Raw genomic sequence first — 18,273 nt, 5'->3', positions numbered from 1 at the left:
GGCCTCGTAGCAGGCCACCAGCTCGCGCAGCAGAATGTCCATCGACCAGCCGTCCGACACGATGTGGTGCTGGGTCAACAGCAGTACGTGTTCGTTGTGACCCATCGCCACGAGGCGAGCACGGATCAACGGCCCTCGTGCCAGATCGAAGGGAAGCAACACTTCTTCATTCGCCAATTGTCGAAGGGCAGCATCGCCATCCGCGATACCCACGAGCGAGTGATGTTGCATGCTTACGCCGCGTGATGCGTCGATCAACTTCGCGTAAGGCGCACCTTCGTTGCTGACAAACACCGTGCGCAGCGATTCATGTCGTGCAAACAAGGTATCGAGGCTGTGCTTGAGCGCCACCGCATCGAGTGCGCCGCGCAAGCGCAACACTGTGCTCACATGATAGGTAGCGCTCACGTCCTCAATTTGCGCAAGGAACCACAGGCGTTGTTGCGCGAAAGAGAGCGGCAGTCGCCCATCACGCGAAACCGGGCGAATGGCAGGTAGCGCCGGTTCAATTGTTTGGTCCAGATGTTCCTGGATCGTTCGGGCAAGTTCGGCGAGCGTCGGGTTGGAGAACAACGCCGACACCGGCATCTGCACGGCATAGCGTTGAGCAACGCGCCCGAGGAGCCGCACTACATGCAGCGAATGACCGCCCAAATCAAAAAAGCGATCATGTCGCCCCGCCTGCGCGACACCGAGGAGCTCGCACCAGATGTCGGCGATGGACATCTCCAGCTCCCCGTGCGGCGTCTCGTGCTCCGGGCGTTCGCCATTGTCTCGATCCGGGTCCGGAAGCGCTCGTCGATCGATCTTTCCATTGGGAGTGAGTGGGAACGCGTCGAGTACCACGAAAGACGACGGCAGCATGAAATCCGGCAAGGTACTCGCCAGATGCGAACGAATGTCGTCGCGATCCACGTCGCGACACACCAGCGCCTGCAGCGATGCCAATGCTGGCAGACCGGCCAAGGCATCATCCGCGTCCATCCAGTCGATAAGGCAAGCGATCTCGTCGACGCCTGCCTGCCTGAGCTGTCGCGCCACCGACACGCACCCTTGCGGTGTGCCGATAAGCGATGCCGTGCGGGAATACCTTTCGAAGGCGAGCCGTACGATCCCTTCCTTGGCCTCGTCGTCGACGTCGTCCACTTCCAGATCAAGACTGGTTGCCCAGGAGGCAAGCAAGCCCAAATGCTCACGCATGTAACGCATGAACGGACCGCGTGCGCGTTCTAGTGTTTCGTCGAGATCATCGCCCACGTAAGCGTGAATCATCACGGTGACGCGTCCGGTCGACGGATCGAGTCCGGCCTCGGCGCGGGCATGCCGGTAAGCGATGATCTGTTCGGACAACTGCGCGATGTTCTGGCCGAGCAGATGGGTCAGAACGTTTGCACCCAGCCGTCCGGCATGGATGAAAGTATCGGGGTGCCCGGCCGCCGTTACCCAAAGCGGCAACTCGTCTTGCACGGGGCGCGGATAGACCCTGACTTCGCCCTGCTTTCCACTGCCATCGATGCGCTGGATCGTTTCGCCGCGCCACAGGCGACGTATCGTCTCGATGCCATCGGCCATCGCCTGCTTTCGCACGGCAAAACGCTCGGGGGCTAGTGTGAAATCGCGCGGATGCCAGCCAGACGCCGCGGCGATGCCGACACGTCCGCCAGACAGATTGTCGACGACAGCCCATTCCTCGGCGATGCGGATCGGATCGTGCAGAGGCACGACGACGCTACCGGCTCGCAGTCCTACATATTTGGTAATCGTGGACAGCGCCGCGTTCAACACCGAAGGGTTGGGATACAGCATGCCGACGTTATGGAAATGCCTCTCCGGCGTCCAGATCGCTTCGAACGCGTGCTCATCCGCGAAGCGCGCGGCGTCCAGGTAAAGCCGATAACGGTTCGAGCTACCTGAAGGTTCTGCGCCGAAGAAGAAAAGGCTAAAGCCTGGTGCGGACCCGTGGTGACCTACGCGTCCCTCGTACGCTGCTTCCGGTACGACATAGGCGACGAGGCGTTTGTCGCCGTGTGCGTCGGGTCGTGCCACCACGGTTGCTGCGCGCACGCGTGCATGGGTGACCAGGCGCGATTCGATCTCGCCCAGTTCGATCCGATAGCCGCGAATCTTGAGCTGGTCGTCATTACGTCCCAAGTATGCGAACGAGCCATCCTCCAAAACACGAACCATGTCGCCGGTTCGGTACATGCGCGGATGAGAGCCATCATCGAACGGATCCGCGACAAACCGATCTTCCGTCAGACCAGGACGATTGAGATAACCCCTCGCCACGCCGGCGCCGCCGATATGCAAATGACCGATCGCTCCGATCGGGACCAGATGCCCCATGCCGTCCAAGGCGTAGCAGCGTGTGTTGTCGAACGGATAGCCGAGTGTCGGCGTGGGCTGCTCGCCAGTCGTCGCGCGCTCGATGCGTATGCCTGTCGACCAGATGGTGGTTTCCGTGGGGCCATAGACATTCCACAGGTCACGGCCACGCGTCGTCAAACGTGCGGCGAGATCGGCCGTCATGGCTTCGCCGCCGCAGACCATGCTGAGGTCTTGCGTACCGTTCCAGCCGGAGTCCAGCAGCAATCGCCAAGTGCTCGGCGTGGCCTGCATGAAGGTCACCTTGTGATCCTCGATCACTCGCTGCAAGGCCATCGGATCGACGGCCTGTGCGCGTGTAGCCATGACGATGGCCGAGCCGTGCAAGAGCGGCAGAAACAGCTCGACCGCAGCAATGTCGAACGAAACACTGGTGATGGCCAGCACGCGATCGTTCTCATCCAATACCCGCACGCGTTCCATCGAGCGCAGCAGGTTCACGACGCCGGCATGCTCGACCATCACGCCCTTGGGTCGGCCAGTCGAACCCGAGGTAAAGATGACATAGGCCAGGTCATCGGCGTGCGTTGCCTCGCTGCGCGGAAGCGGCGTGCCGGGCCATGACAACCATTCTCCGAGAACGTTGCCGGTGCCGACATCGTCCAGCAGAATCGTCGAAGCAGCGCAGGCTGAATCAGCGACCAGAGCACGCGAACGTTGATCGGTGAGGATCACCCGGGGCAAAGCGTCGACCAGCATTTGATCGACGCGTTCGCGGGGATACGCTGGATCGATCGGCACATAAGCCGCGCCCGCCTTCAGAACGGCAAGCATGCCGATGACCAGAGCAACACTACGCTCGGCGCAAAGAGCGACGAGCGTGCCCGAACCGACGCCCTCTTCGACTAATCGATGGGCCACACGATTGGCCCACTCGTCGAGCTGTCGGTAGGTCAGGCCGCGGTCATCGTCCCGTACGGCCAACGCATCCGGCGAGCACCGTACCTGTGCCTCGATGAGGTGATGGATGCGCACGTGCGCATCCAGCGGCACGCGTGCATCAGAGTGTCGCCGTGACAGCAACGCGACCTCATCCGTGGGCAACACATCCAGCTCGTGAAGATGCCGGGACGGAGCGTTGGACAGTGCGGAGCAAATGCTGGCCAACGCGACTTCCACATAGGAAAGAATGCGCGCGGCAGACAGCGAAGCGACCGCATCGATCGTCAAGGCCAACGCGTCGCCAAAATCCTCGACGGACAAAGCGAGCGGATAGTTGGTCCGTTCACCGGCATGGATCCGAGCCAGCTGCTCTTCGACATGCGCCCACTGTGCATCGGTGTCTAAAACATGCGGAGTGGCATGATGGCGATAATTGAGGATCGAACTGAACAGGGGGTCCGGCGCACGCACCTGGCTGCAACGCTGCACGAGAGCGAGTGAGGCGTACTCATGCGCCAGCAGATCCGCCAACGAAGCCTGCACGGCACGCAAGCCGCTCTGCGCACCTTGATCAGCAAGCTGCACACGGATCGGCAAGGTATTGATGAACATGCCGGCATCGGCTTCATCCGCTTCTGCCGACGCTTGATGGCTCGACAGCACGGTACCGAACACGACGTCCGTTTGACCCGCGGCCCGCGCCACGACGAGACCCCACGCAAGATGGCAGACACTCGCCACGCTCACTCTGTGACTTTTTGCCTGTTCTCGTATCGACGCCACCAATTCCCTGGAAAGCAGCTTGCGCGCATGCAGGAAGGTGGCCTGCGCCGCATGCACGGTCGCGACACCGAAGGGAAGCGTCGGTTCGGTTACATCGCCGAGCATCGATTCGAAGAATGCGCGGTCGTCGTCGGTTGCGGCGGCAGCGCGCGTCCGTTCGATGAACTCACGGAAAGGCCGCGGCGAGGTCAGATTATTTTCGAGGCCGGACTGGAATGCCGCGACCTCGCGTGCCAGAACCTGCAGTGTTGCCTGATCGCCGACGAGGTGATGCATGCGCTGAAAGAGGTACCAGGTGCCTGCGGCAGCGTCTTCCGCGGCATAGAAGCGAACCAGCGGAGCTTCCGTGGGATCGAAAATATCCTGTTGGGCATGCGCTGATAACTGTTGCGATACCGGAACATCCAGCAACGGACCATCCACATAAAAACACGCCACATCGGCCGATCGGAGAACCACCTGCGCAGGCATGGACAGCCCTTCCCAGAGGAACGCTGTTCGCAGAATGTCGTGCCGTGCGACGACTTTCGACGCCGCCGCGACGAAGGCCTCCAACTCGACGCGCGATGCGAAGGTCGTCGTATGCGTGATGACGTAGGGATCGTTGGCGGGATCGCTGAGGTGGTGATACAGGATGCCATCCTGCAGCGGGGAAAGGGCATAGATGTCCTGTATGTTCGCCACCCCACCGGGTACTGAGGCGATGATGCGGTCCAGGCCATCCTGATCGATATCGATGAGCGGAACCATGTCCGGCGTGATCGCCGTCGCGTTCTCGGGTATGCCGACCGATGCAGCGACAACGACCTCTCTTGCCACGATCAGCGCAGCAAGTTCGTGCAATACCGGATGAGCGAAAATGGATCGCAGCTCGAGCGTGAGGCCGCTCTTCCGCAACCGCTCGACTACACGCACGGAGAGAATCGAGTTTCCGCCCAATTCGAAGAAGTGACTTTCCCTCGACACCGCATCGACACCGAGAACGTCGCACCATATCGCTGCCAGGCGCGTCTCCAGCGGACCCCGCGGAGCCGTGTCCGACGCATCCATCTTCGACGTGCTGACCGGGGGCGGTAATGCCGCACGATCGACCTTGCCGTTGGGCGTCAGTGGCAGTGATGCCAGCGCGACAAAGGCCGAAGGCAGCATGTACTCGGGTAGCCGCAAGCGCGCATGGGCAAGCAGCAGTGGCGAAATCGTTGCGGACGTCATGCTTTCGAAGCCGCTAGCCGGTACCACATACGCCACCAACATCGCCTCGTCCGCAGCGCCACGCCAACTACGAACGGCAACGTGACGCACCGCCGGATGGTCGAGCAGACAGGATTCGATATCGCCCAGTTCGATGCGGAAGCCACGCAACTTCAATTGATCGTCGTTGCGACCAAGATGTTCGATCGTTCCATCGGGACGATACTTCGCGAGGTCGCCGGTCTTGTACATGCGCGCGTCGGCATCGGCGCAGAACGGATCATCGAGAAAGCGTGCTGCCGTAAGATCCGCGCGCCCGAGATATCCGCGCGCGACGCCATCACCGCCGATGTAAATCTCGCCAGGCACACCGAACGGCACGAGGCGCAGCGACTCGTCGAGCAGATAAATACGGGTGTTTGCCACGGGACGGCCGATGGATGGTGCCCTGCCGTGATCCACCACCGCATTAGATTCGATGCGCGCGATGGTCGACCAGACCGTGGTTTCGGTGGGACCGTAAGCATTCCACAACATGCCATCGTGAGCACTGAGCCGCCCGGCCAAAGCGGCGATGAGCGGCTCGCCGATAGACACCATGCGAAGCCCGGGCGACGGTTTCCACCCGCTGTCGAGCAAGGACTGCCAGCGCGCCGGCGTGGTCTGCATCAGGTCAACCGGGTGACGTGCCAGCAGAGCCTGTATCGCGTACGGATCGGCGATTTCGGTAGAACTCGCCAACACCAGGGTGGCGCCTGTCACCAGCGGCAGAAACAGCTCAAGGGCAGCGATATCGAACGAAATGCTGGTCAATCCCAGCACCCGCCCTTCCGGACCGAAAGCGAGATCGTCCTTGGCACTCAGGATAAAGTTGACGATGGATCGATGTTCGACCATGACGCCCTTCGGTCGTCCGGTGGATCCCGACGTGAAGATGGCATAGGCGACAGCGTTTCCTCGAGCGTCACCACGGACGTCGCGCGTTATATCGCTGGTCGGCTGATCGACCCATGCCGGTCGGCCGCCTGGATCGGGAAGCGCGACGATCGCACTCTGCTCGGGAATCGACTCGCCCAACGCGCGCACGCCCATCCCGTCCGCGCAGATCAGGCTGAGTCCGGCATCTTCAACGACCTGCAAGAGACGCTCGCGCGGATACGACGGATCGAGCGGCACATAAGCCGCACCCGCCCGCATCGTGGCTAGCATGGCAACGAGCATCCAGGGTCCTCGCGCCGAGCACACGCCGACGTAATCGTCAGGTCGCACACCGGCCGCTACGAGCTGTTGCGTCGCAAGCCGCACTTCGCTGTCGAGCTGGGCGTAGGTCCATGCTTCTTGACCAAACACCAGCGCGGTATGCGTAGGTGTCTGTTCGCATTGCGCGTCGATCAAGTCAGTAAGGTAGATCGAGCAGCTGTCTGGAAAAATCTTTGCCGTCGCGTTGAGCCGAACCACTAGCTCGTCGATTTCGCCAGCGGGAAGCATCTCCAACGCGGTATCGCCTGCATCCATGTCCTGATGCAGTACATCGGCAAGAGCCTCCAGCGCACGACACAGGTAAGCGCAAACACGTTCGGCCGAGAACGGCGCAACGACCTGTCCGATCAGCGCCAGCGCCTGGCCGTAGTCCTCGACAGCGATGCTCACGGGATAATTCGTGAAGCGATCGCCCATGCTCCACTCCACGGCCGCGAGCGGATGATCGCCGTCCTCGGCGTCGCCTTGTGACGGAAGCAGGTTGCGGAAGTTGAGTAGCGAGGAGAACAGCGTGGTGCCCGCGGGGACTCCGCTGCACTGCTGCGCCACGGCGAGCGACGCGTGTTCGTGGCACATGAGTTCGGCCAGCAGACGATGGGTTTCCCTGACCTGGTTATGGATGCTTTCGTTCGCGACAGCGACGCGCAGCGGAAGCGTATTTATGAAGAGACCCGCAGCCCTGTCAGCGCCTGCCGTGCCCTGCAGCCGTCCAAACAAAACGGTGCCGAAGACAACGTCATCGCGGCCGCTCGTCCGCGCGATGACGTGAGCCCAGGCAAGATGGCACAAACTGGCAAGACTGACTCCTGCGCGCCGGGCGCCGTCACGCAGACGATTCGCTACCGCATCAGGCACTGACATCCTGGCCTCGCCGACATCGTCCGTCACATAGGCGCCATCGATTCCGAACGGCAGCGTCGGCTCGGTGACATCGCCGAGCATGCTGGTGAAGAATGTCTCGTGCTCGGCCTTGCTGGCACCGCCCCGCGTTTGCGCGACCAGCGCCCGGAAGGACGGGGCGGCAGGCAGCAGATGCGCATCGCCTTCAAGAATGGTCTTGAGTTCGTCGCGGAATATCCTCACCGACACGGCGTCTTCGACCAGATGATGCCGTAGCAAGACTGCAATCCAACGATCCTCGACCGCATCCTTTGCCACCGCAAGCTGGACGAGCGGCGCCTTAGTCAGATCCATGCGCAGGCTCTTCGGATCAAAGCGCGCGTGCAGCCGCTCCGTCGCAGTAGCGCCGGGCAGGCCAGCCATCTCGATCAAGGGCAAGGTCGCCTGTCGGACCACCACCTGATGGGGCTCCGACAATCCGTCCCAGACGAACGATGTGCGCAAGATGTCGTGCCGTTCGATCAATACGTTCAAGGCGGCGACGAAACGATCCAGAAGATCGCGCTCGTGGAAAACCAGATGACTAAGCATCACGTACGGATCGCGGCCCGCGGCGAGCATGTGATGGAATAGGATGCCGTCCTGCAAAGGTGTCACGCCGTAGATGTCTTTCACGTTGGCCACGCCGCCGGGAACGGACGCGACGATGCCATCGATGTCTTCTTGACTGAGGTTCGCCAGTGGCAGCATCGACGGCACGATGCGCACGACACCGTCGGGAACGCCTTCGGCCATCGACTCATGTGCATCGAGCGGCGCAAGCTCGCGCGCCATGTCAGCGAGCAGTGAGGCCGAGAAAATGTGATTGACCTCGAGCCGCTGACCGGCCTGGCGCAGCCGCTCGATCAACTGAACCGCAAGCAGCGAGTGACCGCCTAGGCGGAAGAAATCGTCGTTGCGACCCACACGATCGACGCCGAGTAATCCGGACCACAGATCCGCGAGCAATCGTTCGCCAGGTGTAACGGGTTCGTCCGAACGCGAGGATGATGCCGCCGCTGGTTTCGGCAGCGCCTTGACGTCCAGCTTGCCGTTGATCGTCAACGGTAAGGCATCGATCGGCACATAAGCCGACGGCAGCATGTACGACGGAAGGCGCGCTTCGAGATGCGCTGCAATATCGTCCATGAGCACGCTGTTGTCGCTCGCCTGCTCGCGACCGATGAGAATCACATAGGCAACGAGGCGCATGCTTCCGCTGTCGTCGCGACCAATCACCGCGGCCTGCGAAACGCTTGGATGCTCGCTCAATCGCGCCTCGATTTCACCCAACTCAATGCGATAGCCGCGGATCTTGACCTGCTGGTCGTTACGGCCAAGAAATTCAAGTTCGCCATCCTCGTCGCGCCGCGCCAGGTCGCCGGTGCGATACATGCGCGAGTTCACGCTGTTCGCAAACGGATCGGCCAGGAATCGCTGTTCGGTGAGGTCGGGACGTCCTTTGTATCCGCGAGCCACGCCCGCGCCGCCTACATACATTTCCCCCACCACGCCGACGGGAACCGGCTGCCTATGCGCATCCAGAAGATAGATCGCAAGGTCGTCGAGAGGTGCACCGATCGGGCTGGACGAGCACAACGCATCCGCCGGTCCCAGGCGACGATAGGTCACGTGGACGGTGGTCTCCGTGATGCCGTACATGTTGATCAGCTCGGGACGATTTTCCGGGTAAATCCCGTACCAGTCGTTCAACACGGAGGTGTCCATGGCCTCACCTCCGAGCACGATGTAGCGCAAGGAGGGTATCGGAGCGTGGCTGGTATGCGCGTGGATGAAGGCCTTGAAGGCACTAGGGGTCTGGTTGACCACAGTCACACCTTCGCGGGCCACCAGTTCAAGGAAATCGCCTGTCGAGCGTGCGACCTCATGCGGAACCACGACCAGACGACCACCATGCAGCAGCGCACCCCAAATCTCCCACACGGTGAAGTCAAACCCGTAGGAATGGAACAAGCTCCACACATCGTTTTCGTCGAACGCAAACTGTGCTGCCGTCGTGTCAAACAAGCGGTCGACGTTGCGGTGTTCGACCATGACACCCTTGGGCTCGCCGGTGGAGCCGGAGGTGTAGATGATGTAAGCAACGGCGTCGGAAGACACCTCGACGGTGAGATCGTCCGACGATTGCATCGACCACGCATCGGGCCGATCGATATCGACGACATCGATGGCTTGCGAGCCAGCGGCCAAGGCGGCGCATCCGAGCGCATCGGCGACGACCAGCGCTGGCTTGGCGCTTTCCAGAATGCGGTCGATACGATCGGATGCATATACCGGATCAACCGGCACATACGATGCACCCGCCTTGAGCACAGCGAGGATAGCTACGAGTAGGTCGGCTTCGCGCTTGACGCAGATCGCGACGTGATCGTCGCTGGTGATGCCGAGTTCGACGAGATGATGTGCCAGACGATTTGCTTGTCGATTGAGCGCGTCGTAGCTCAGCGCCGTCGTTGGACTGGTGACGGCGATCCTCTCGGGAAACCGGCGAACGATACGCTCGAAACGGCGATGGATCGTGTCGCGCATGGCGCCGCTGTCGCTCGCTGCGATAGGTCCAGCGAGGGCATAGTCTCGTTCCTCTGCGGGCAGCACTTCGATCCGGCTCGACTTGGCATTCGCGCCGTGATCCAGTACATCGACGAGCGAGGCCAGCGCCGTGCTCATGTACGCGACCAACCGCTCCGGGCTGTGCGGCGTCTCGACGAGCGCCGTCAGTGCAAGCCGGTCGCCGAAATCGTCCACGCACATCGTGAGTGGATAATTGGTGCGCTCCACCGTCTTGACGAAGCGCACGTCGCGCATCGCGTGGTTATCCTCGTCGATGCCGTCGAGCGCAACCGTTCGATTGTGACGATAGTTGAATACACCGCTAAAGAGCGGCGACGGCAATTGTACGCCGCTGCAACGTTGCGCCAAGGCCAGCGAGGCGCTCTCATGGTGCACCAGCGAAACAAGGCGATCATGCACGTCACGCACCGCCGTACTTACGGGCCGATCGTCGAGCGTGATGAGCAAGGGCAACGTATTGACGAACAGGCCGACGCCTTGTTCGGACGAGCGCCCCGACTGCATGCGGCCGAGTAGCACCGTACCAAAGACGACATCGTCCGTGCCTGCTGTTCGTCCCAATACATGCGCCCATGCAAAGTGGCACAAGCTGGCAGCGCTCACGCCAAGACGGCGCGCATGATCGCGAAGGCGTGCGGTGATTTCCGGATCGACCTCGGCCGTCGCCTCGACGACAGCACGGCCGTGCTGCATCACATTGGATAGACCGAAGGGCAAGGTCGGTGCGGTTATGTGACCGAGCATGTCGCGGAAGAACGCTTCGTGCTCAGCCTCGGCGGGACCTTGCACGATTTTCCACAACTGTTCGCGGAAGGGCTCCGCATCAGGCAATTCGTGACCGCGTCCCTCGAGCAGGGTATAGACTTCCGAACGCAGCACGTCGAGTGTCGAATGGTCGCCGATCAAGTGGTGATATCGCTGCTGGACGCGATACCCGCCGTCGACCCCGTTGTGCGTGACGATGTACTGGAGCAACGGCGCCAAGCCGACATCCAGACGCAACGGCAACTGACTCACCAGATCATCGACATCGACTGATGCGACGTTCGCGTGATCAGCTAGCGAAAGGTCCGTCACCTGCAAGTTTGCGCTACGCAGCACGACCTGGACCGGACGCGAAAGACCCTCCCACAAAAAAGCGCTACGCAGAATGTCGTGCCGTTGCACGACCGTGGCGACCGCGCCTAGGAACGCGTCAACGACAGACCGGTCCGGAAAATCCATGTCCGTCACGAGAACGTACGGATCGACACCCGACGCGAGACGATGATGGAAAAGAATGCCGTCCTGCATCGGCGTCAAGCCGTAGATATCCTGAATGTTGCTCGCGCCTCCAGGCACGACAGATACGATCGTCTCGATGTCCTGAACCGTCAGCGAGATCAGCGGCAGCATCGACGGCTCGATCGTCTGAGCTCCCACCGGGATACGGTTGGCAGGCGCCCCACGCGTCACGTCCTGCGTGATGGCCTTCGCCATATCGCTCAGCACCGGATGGTTGAAGGCATCCTTCGCTGTGAGCGAAAGGCCTTCCTTTTGCAGCCGTCCGATCAGGGTAACGACATTCAGTGAGTGACCACCGAGTTCGAAGAAGTGATCGCGGCGACCCACGCGCTGAATCTGCAGAATCGCTTGCCACACCGCCGCAAGGCGCTCTTCCACCATCGAGGCCGGAGCTTCATAGGCACGTCTCGCGAAGGCCGTGTCGTCTGGTATGGGTAGCGCGCGGTGATCGATCTTTCCACCGACGGTGAGCGGAATCGCATCGATCGCGACGAAGCATGCGGGGATCATGTACTCCGGCACCTTAGTCGCCAGATGCGTACGCAAGGCGTTCGGCAAATCGTCAACATCCACACCGGAGTGGCCGGCTTGTGCATGACGCACGACATACGCACAGAGGCAGCGCATCGTCCCGGCATCGTCGCGAACCGTCACCACGGCTTCGGCGACATCAGGATGGAGACGCAACTGGTTTTCGATTTCGCCCGGTTCGATGCGGAAGCCGCGCAGCTTGACTTGGTTGTCGATGCGACCGATGTACTCGAGTAAACCTTCAGGCCCGCGGCGGACGAGATCACCCGTCCGGTAACGAAGGCCGACCGCTTGACCCACGCGATCATCGACAAAGAAGCGCATGGCGGTCAGCTCGGGCAAATTGAGGTAGCCACGAGCCACGCCAACCCCGCTGACGACCAATTCGCCGATGGCACCGTCCGGCACGAGCCGGCCACGGCTATCCAGGATGTCGACGAGCTGGTTCGCGATCGGTGTGCCCAGCAATACCCGTTCAGCGTCGGGCTGGAACGCCCACATCGTCGTGCAGACCGTGTTTTCCGCCGGGCCGTAACCATTGTGGATCGTCGCAAGACGACTCATGCGTCGCATGAGGTCGAGCGAAGGTGCTTCACCGCCCAAGATGAGGGTTAGCGGATGTGCCAGCGGCGGCAGGTCGGTGACACCCTGGATGAACGACGGCACGAGAGCGCCGAAGCTGATGCGCTGAGCATCGATATAAGACCAGAGCTTGCGTATGTCATGACGTGCGTCGTCCGGAGCGATATGCAAGGACGCGCCGCTACCGAGCGCGAGCATGATTTCCAGAACGCTGGCATCAAAGCCTAGCGAGGCGAACTGAAGTACGCGGCTTCCCGGAGCGATGCCGAAGCGCGCGGCGTGATCGATCGTGAGGTTGACCAAGCCGCGGTGTTCGATCATCGCGCCTTTCGGACGACCCGTGGAACCTGACGTGTAGACCACGTAAGCCAGACGCCGCGGATCGCGCACCGCCGCTGTCGCTTCGCCACGATGCGTACTCAAGGTGGAATCGGCAGCAAGGCGATCCGCTCGAACGACACGACCGCTCGTCAAACCTTCAAGCGCGAGCTCTCCGGTCGCATCGCACAACACGAAAAAAGCCCCGGTGTCGTCCAGCATGTGCGCGAGGCGGTCCCTGCCTTGCGCAGGATCCAGCGTCACATAAGCAGCGCCGGCTTTGAAGGCACCGAGCATGCAAACTACCGGCACGATGCCGCGTTCGGCACAGATGACAACGAGCGACTCGACACCGATACCCTTCTCAACCAGAAGATCAGCGATCGTCTCCGCGCGTGCATCCAGCTCACCATAAGTAAGCTGCGTTGGTCCATGCACGATCGCCAATGCCTCCGGTGCATCGTCGACCCAACGATCGAAAAGTGTGCAGAAATCCGTGGCGGCAGGGATCGTATCGAGCGCATCGGCGACAACGGACTGTTCGCTACGATCGAAGATCTCCAAGGTGTGCGCCGGCACGCTGGCATCGGATTCCAGCGCATCACACAGATCAACCAGCGCACAGCGAATATACGAAACGATCCGCTGCGGATCGATCTCGCGCACTGTCTGGGCGGATATCTGCAAGCTGTCGCTGCCCTGGTCGATCGAGACGCCGAGTGGATAATTGCTACGTTCCGTGTTCGAGGTGACGGCAACGGTCGATAGCAAAGTCGGCAAGGCATCCGGTGCAATGGCGACCTCGGCCGAATGCCGCATATTGAGCACAGCACTGAACAGGGGTGACGTCATTGGCAAGCCGCTGCATGCCTTCGCCAGCGACAAGGGAGCATGTTCGTGATGCAGCAACGCACCGAGCCGGGCCTGCGCTTGCTTGACTACATCGAGTACGGCGTCGTCGCCGAGTCGCAAGCGAAAAGGAAGCGTATTGATGAACACACCGGCCGCACGATTGGCCGTGCTATCCCCGCTCAGACGGCCGAACAACACCGTTCCGAAAACCACATCGTCCCTGCCGGATGCGCGCGCCACCATCTGACCGAAGGCGGTGTGGCAGAGTGCCGCGACACTCACTCCACGTCGGCGTGCGGTGGCGAACACCCGCGCCACGAGATCGGTCGGCAGATGCTCTCCAAACTCGACCATGGCGCGGCCGTCCTGCTGTATATCGACCAACTGGAACGGCAGTGTCGGTTCCGTCACGTCAGCCAGCAGCTCCCGGAAGAACGCCTCGTGTTCCTCGCTGGCACCGGATCGGCGCATGCGCGCAATGGCAGCCTTGTAAGGAGTTGGCCTTGGGAGGTCCGCTTCGCGCCCATCCATGATCGTGTGCACGTCGCCATGAAGCATGTCGAGCGTGGAGTGATCGCCGACCAGGTGATGCATCCGTTGAAGCACTACCCAGGCATCGGATATTTTGTCGTGAAGCACCGTGTAAGAAAGCAGCGGCGCGGCGGTCACGTTCATGCGCATGGAATGAACTTCCAGCCACGCTTCGATGGCCGCCTTTGGATCGGCGTGATCGTTAGTCGCCGTTATCTCGTCGACGCGCAGGCGCGCCGAACGAAGCACGACTTGCGCGGCCGTAGAAAGGCCCGACCAGACAAATCCCGTGCGAAGAATATCGTGCCGATCGACCACGCGCTGCACAGCATCGAGGAAACGCTGCAGCACATCGCGGTTAGGAAAAGTCAGCCACGTCCGCAGTTCGTACGGATCGGATTGCTCGGCGAGCAGATGATGAAACAGCACGCCGTCCTGCAGTGGCGACAAGGCATAAATATCCTGGATGTTGGCAACGCCGCCAGGCACCGCTGCCACGATGCGATCGATATCGTCCTGCTCGAGATCGATAAGCGAGAGCATGTCCGGCGTGATGCGTTCGATGCCTCTAGGCAGCGCCTGAAGCGCCGGCTCGACGTTGCGCGCATGCCCGGCGCCGTCATTCATTTCGCCAGCACGAAGCATTCGAAGCAATTCGCCCTTGTGTTCGGCAAGCGCCGATTTAAGCGTCTGGTCGAGTCGACCTTTGTTACCCCGAACCACGAGAGTGCCGTTGTCTTCCTTTATGTCGATGCCCGACTGTTCCAAGGCCGACAGCAATTCCTTGATGTTCATAGACGAACTTCCTCTATCTCGTTACAGCACATGGCCAGGTCGGCAAGAACGGGGTGCTCGAAGAGCGTGCGGACGTCCAACTCGATATCGTTGTCGCGAAGGCGTTCGAGCATGGCGATCGCCAATAGCGAGTTGCCACCGAGTTCGAAAAAGTGATCGTGGCGTCCGATGTGCTCCAGGCCGAGCAGATCCATCCAGATCGCTGCGATGGCCTCTTCGACGGCACCCGAAGGTGCTTCGTGACTTCGATGGACAAAGGCGCTGTCATCCGGCTCCGGCAGCGCCTTTCGATCCACTTTGCCATTCGGTGTGAGTGGCATGGCGTCGAGGCTGACGAAAGCGGACGGAATCATGTACTCCGGCACCAGCGCCTGCAGGTACGAACGAAGCTCAACGGCAGTCACGCCGCCATCGCCCGATGGCACCACGTAGGCCAGCAGACGTCGGTCGCCGCCGAGCGGCGAACCGAACACAACGGCTGCATCGCGGATTCGCGCATGCTCGGTGAGGCGTGTCTCGATCTCACCCAGTTCGACGCGAAAACCTCGAATCTTGACCTGCTGATCGTTACGCCCTAGAAATTGCAGTTGGCCGTCGGGCATGAGCCGGGCGAGATCGCCAGTCCGGTACATGCGCGCACCCGCCACCGAGGAATGAGGATCGACCACGAAGCGCTCTTGATTGAGGTCATCGCGGCTGAAGTAACCGGCCGTCAAGCATTCGCCGCCGATATACAAATCGCCTCGCACGCCCCAAGGCACCGGTTCGAAACGATCGTCGAGCACGTAGTACTTGGCGTTCTGAATTGGCCGTCCATACGGAATGCTGAACCATTCCGGCCGGATGCTCTGGACGCGGTAATAGTTGGACCACACGGTGGCCTCGGTCGCGCCGCCCAAGGCGATCATCTGGCAATTCGGGAAGTGCCGCCGTAGCACGTCGTGGAACTCGAGCGGAATCCAGTCGCCGCTGAAGAACGCGAGCCTGAGCGAGGAGACGGGACCCGTTTCCATCGCACCGAAGAATGGGACCAGTTGTTGGAACACGGCCGGCGCCGAGTCCCAGAACGTCGCGCCCGAAGTCATCAGCGCGCGTGCGAGCAAACGCGGGTCCGACAGTTCATCCTGTGTCGCGATACGCAGGCATCCACCGGACGCGAGGATGCCGAAAATGTCGTACACCGAGAGATCGAACGAAAGCGAGCTGGTGAAGAACATCAAGTCGTTCGGACCTACGGTGAACTCGCTTGCGATCCACTCGATCAGGTTCACCACGGGGCGATGCATGCCCATGACGCCCTTTGGCCGCCCGGTCGAACCGGAGGTGTAAATGACATAGGCGATCTGGTCGGCCCGGATGGTCAGGCCCAGATCGGTGGTAGGCAGATCGCTGCGCGCGATCGCCTCGCTCACGTCGACAAGCATCGCGGAACCGCCCAGAGCCCTCGCGGCCGCGCCTCGCGCCTGCCCGTCGCAGACGACGAGGCGCGGCTGCGCGTCCTCGACGATGAAGCGAATCCGGTCTTCCGGATATGACGGATCTACCGGCACATACGCCGCACCTGACTTCAATATGCCCATGAGGGTGACCACGGAAGTCATATCGCGCGATACACACGCAGCTACCCGATCGCCAACGCCTACACCACTGGCAACCAGAAAGTGCGCCAACCGATTCGCCGCCTGGTTGAGTTCGACGTAACTCATCGTCCGGCCTTCGCACTGCAAGGCAATCACATCCGGCATCGCGCGACAACGCGCTTCGAAAAGCATGTGCAGTGCGATCTCCTGATCGTACGGCACAGCCGTGCTGTTCCATTCATGCAGAAGAAAGCGGCGTTCATCGTCGCCGAGCAATGCGATCGCCTGCACCTCCTTCGTAGTATTGGCCACCATGCCTTGCAGCATCGCGCCGATATAGCCGACGTGCCGTTCAATCGTCGGCCGGTCGAACAATGCCGTCGAGTAATTCATACCCCCGACGATGCATCCCTCATCTTCACCAAGGAAAAGTTCCAGATCGAACTTGGTGAAAGGTTGACCCGCATCGGCCATGCGCACTTCAAGTCCGTCGAGGACCGGCTCGCGCCGGGTCTGGCCCTGCCAGGTAAACATCACCTGGAACAGTGGCGTGTGGTTCGTGCGACGCGGCGGCTGCACGATATCGACGACCTGCTCGAACGGAAGATCTTTGTGATCCTGTGCTTCGAGTACGACCTGCCGGACCCGATCAAGCAATCCGGTCGCCGTCACTTGCGGCGACAGGCCGATCCGCAAGGCCAGACTGTTGACGAAAAGTCCCACGACGCCTTCGGTTTCCGGACGTTCGCGGTTCGCTGCGGGGCTGCCGATGACAATGTCGTCCTGGCCTGAGAGCCGGGACAATACGGCCGACCATGCCGCGGTCAACACCATGAAGAGAGTGGCCCGGCGTTCGTGGCTCCATGCTTTCAGCGCAGCCGTGGTGCGTTCGTCGATCACGATCGGAACGCTACCGCCGGCATGATCGAGCTTGACCGGTCGCGGGCGATCGCCCGGCAGTTCGAGCAAAGCCGGCGCGCCCTTTAGCTGAGTGATCCAGTACTCGCGTTGCTTCTGTTGGCGATCGCCATCGAGCCACCGCTTCTGCCACGCGGCATAGTCTGGATACTGCACGGACAACGGAGAAAGTTGGGGAACAATCCCGCTACGAAACGCACCATAAAGATGGCTGAGCTCCTGCACGAGAATATCGATGGACCATCCATCGGCGACGATGTGATGGAGCGTGATCAACAACACATGCTTTTGCGCGCCAAGCCGAACCAGTGCGAACCGAATCAGCGGACCGTGTTCGAGGTCGAACGGCGCCGCCGCCTCGATCGCCATGACATCGTCCAGGGTCGCCGCGGCACCTTCGGCCGACAGGTCAATATCCGCGATGGCCGGTGTCCGATCAGCATCGATCAGCGCGACTTCCGGTTGTCCACGGCGACTGACGAACATCGAACGCAATGCTTCGTGGCGGGAGAAGATCGTCGCGAGCGATTTCGTCAGTGCCGAACGATCGACCTCGCCGGTTAACTGCAAGGCAACAGGGATGTGATACGTCGGATTGGCTGCATCGAAACGCGCAAGAAACCACAGTCGTTGCTGGGCGAACGAAAGTGGAAGTGCTGTATCACGCGGAATCGTCGGCATCGGCAGCTCGTCGCTCTCTCCGGAAGAGTGCTCGATCATCTTCGAGAGGGCGGCAACCGTGGGATGCTCGAACAATTCGCCCATCGCGATCTGACAGCCGTATTGCTTGCGCAGCTTCAATAACATGCGTACGGCGCTAAGCGAATGCCCGCCGAGTTCGAAGAAATGATCGTTGCGCCCGATCCGCTCGACACCCAGCAACTCCGACCAGAGACTCGCGATGGCCGTT

The 18,273-nt window shown here is 61.2% G+C and carries 2 protein-coding genes; both read right to left on the bottom strand.

Annotated elements, in window-relative coordinates; all coding sequences use genetic code 11:
- On the bottom strand, positions 1 to 14,613 hold a 14,613-nt coding region (locus tag HDE76_RS20400; protein WP_255481709.1), incomplete at its 3' end, for a non-ribosomal peptide synthetase.
- A 248-nt stretch (positions 14,614 to 14,861) separates the two neighbouring features.
- Positions 14,862 to 18,266 carry an amino acid adenylation domain-containing protein gene (locus tag HDE76_RS20395; protein WP_343205745.1) on the bottom strand — a complete coding sequence of 1,135 codons (3,405 nt, stop codon included), beginning with the start codon at positions 18,264 to 18,266 and terminating at the stop codon, positions 14,862 to 14,864.
- Positions 18,267 to 18,273 lie beyond the last annotated feature (7 nt).

Origin of the sequence: Rhodanobacter sp. ANJX3, from assembly GCF_014200755.1 — a bacterium.
GTDB lineage: Bacteria > Pseudomonadota > Gammaproteobacteria > Xanthomonadales > Rhodanobacteraceae > Rhodanobacter.
Note: the sequence above shows the minus strand (reverse complement) of the source record. Positions and strands in the feature narration are given on the sequence as shown.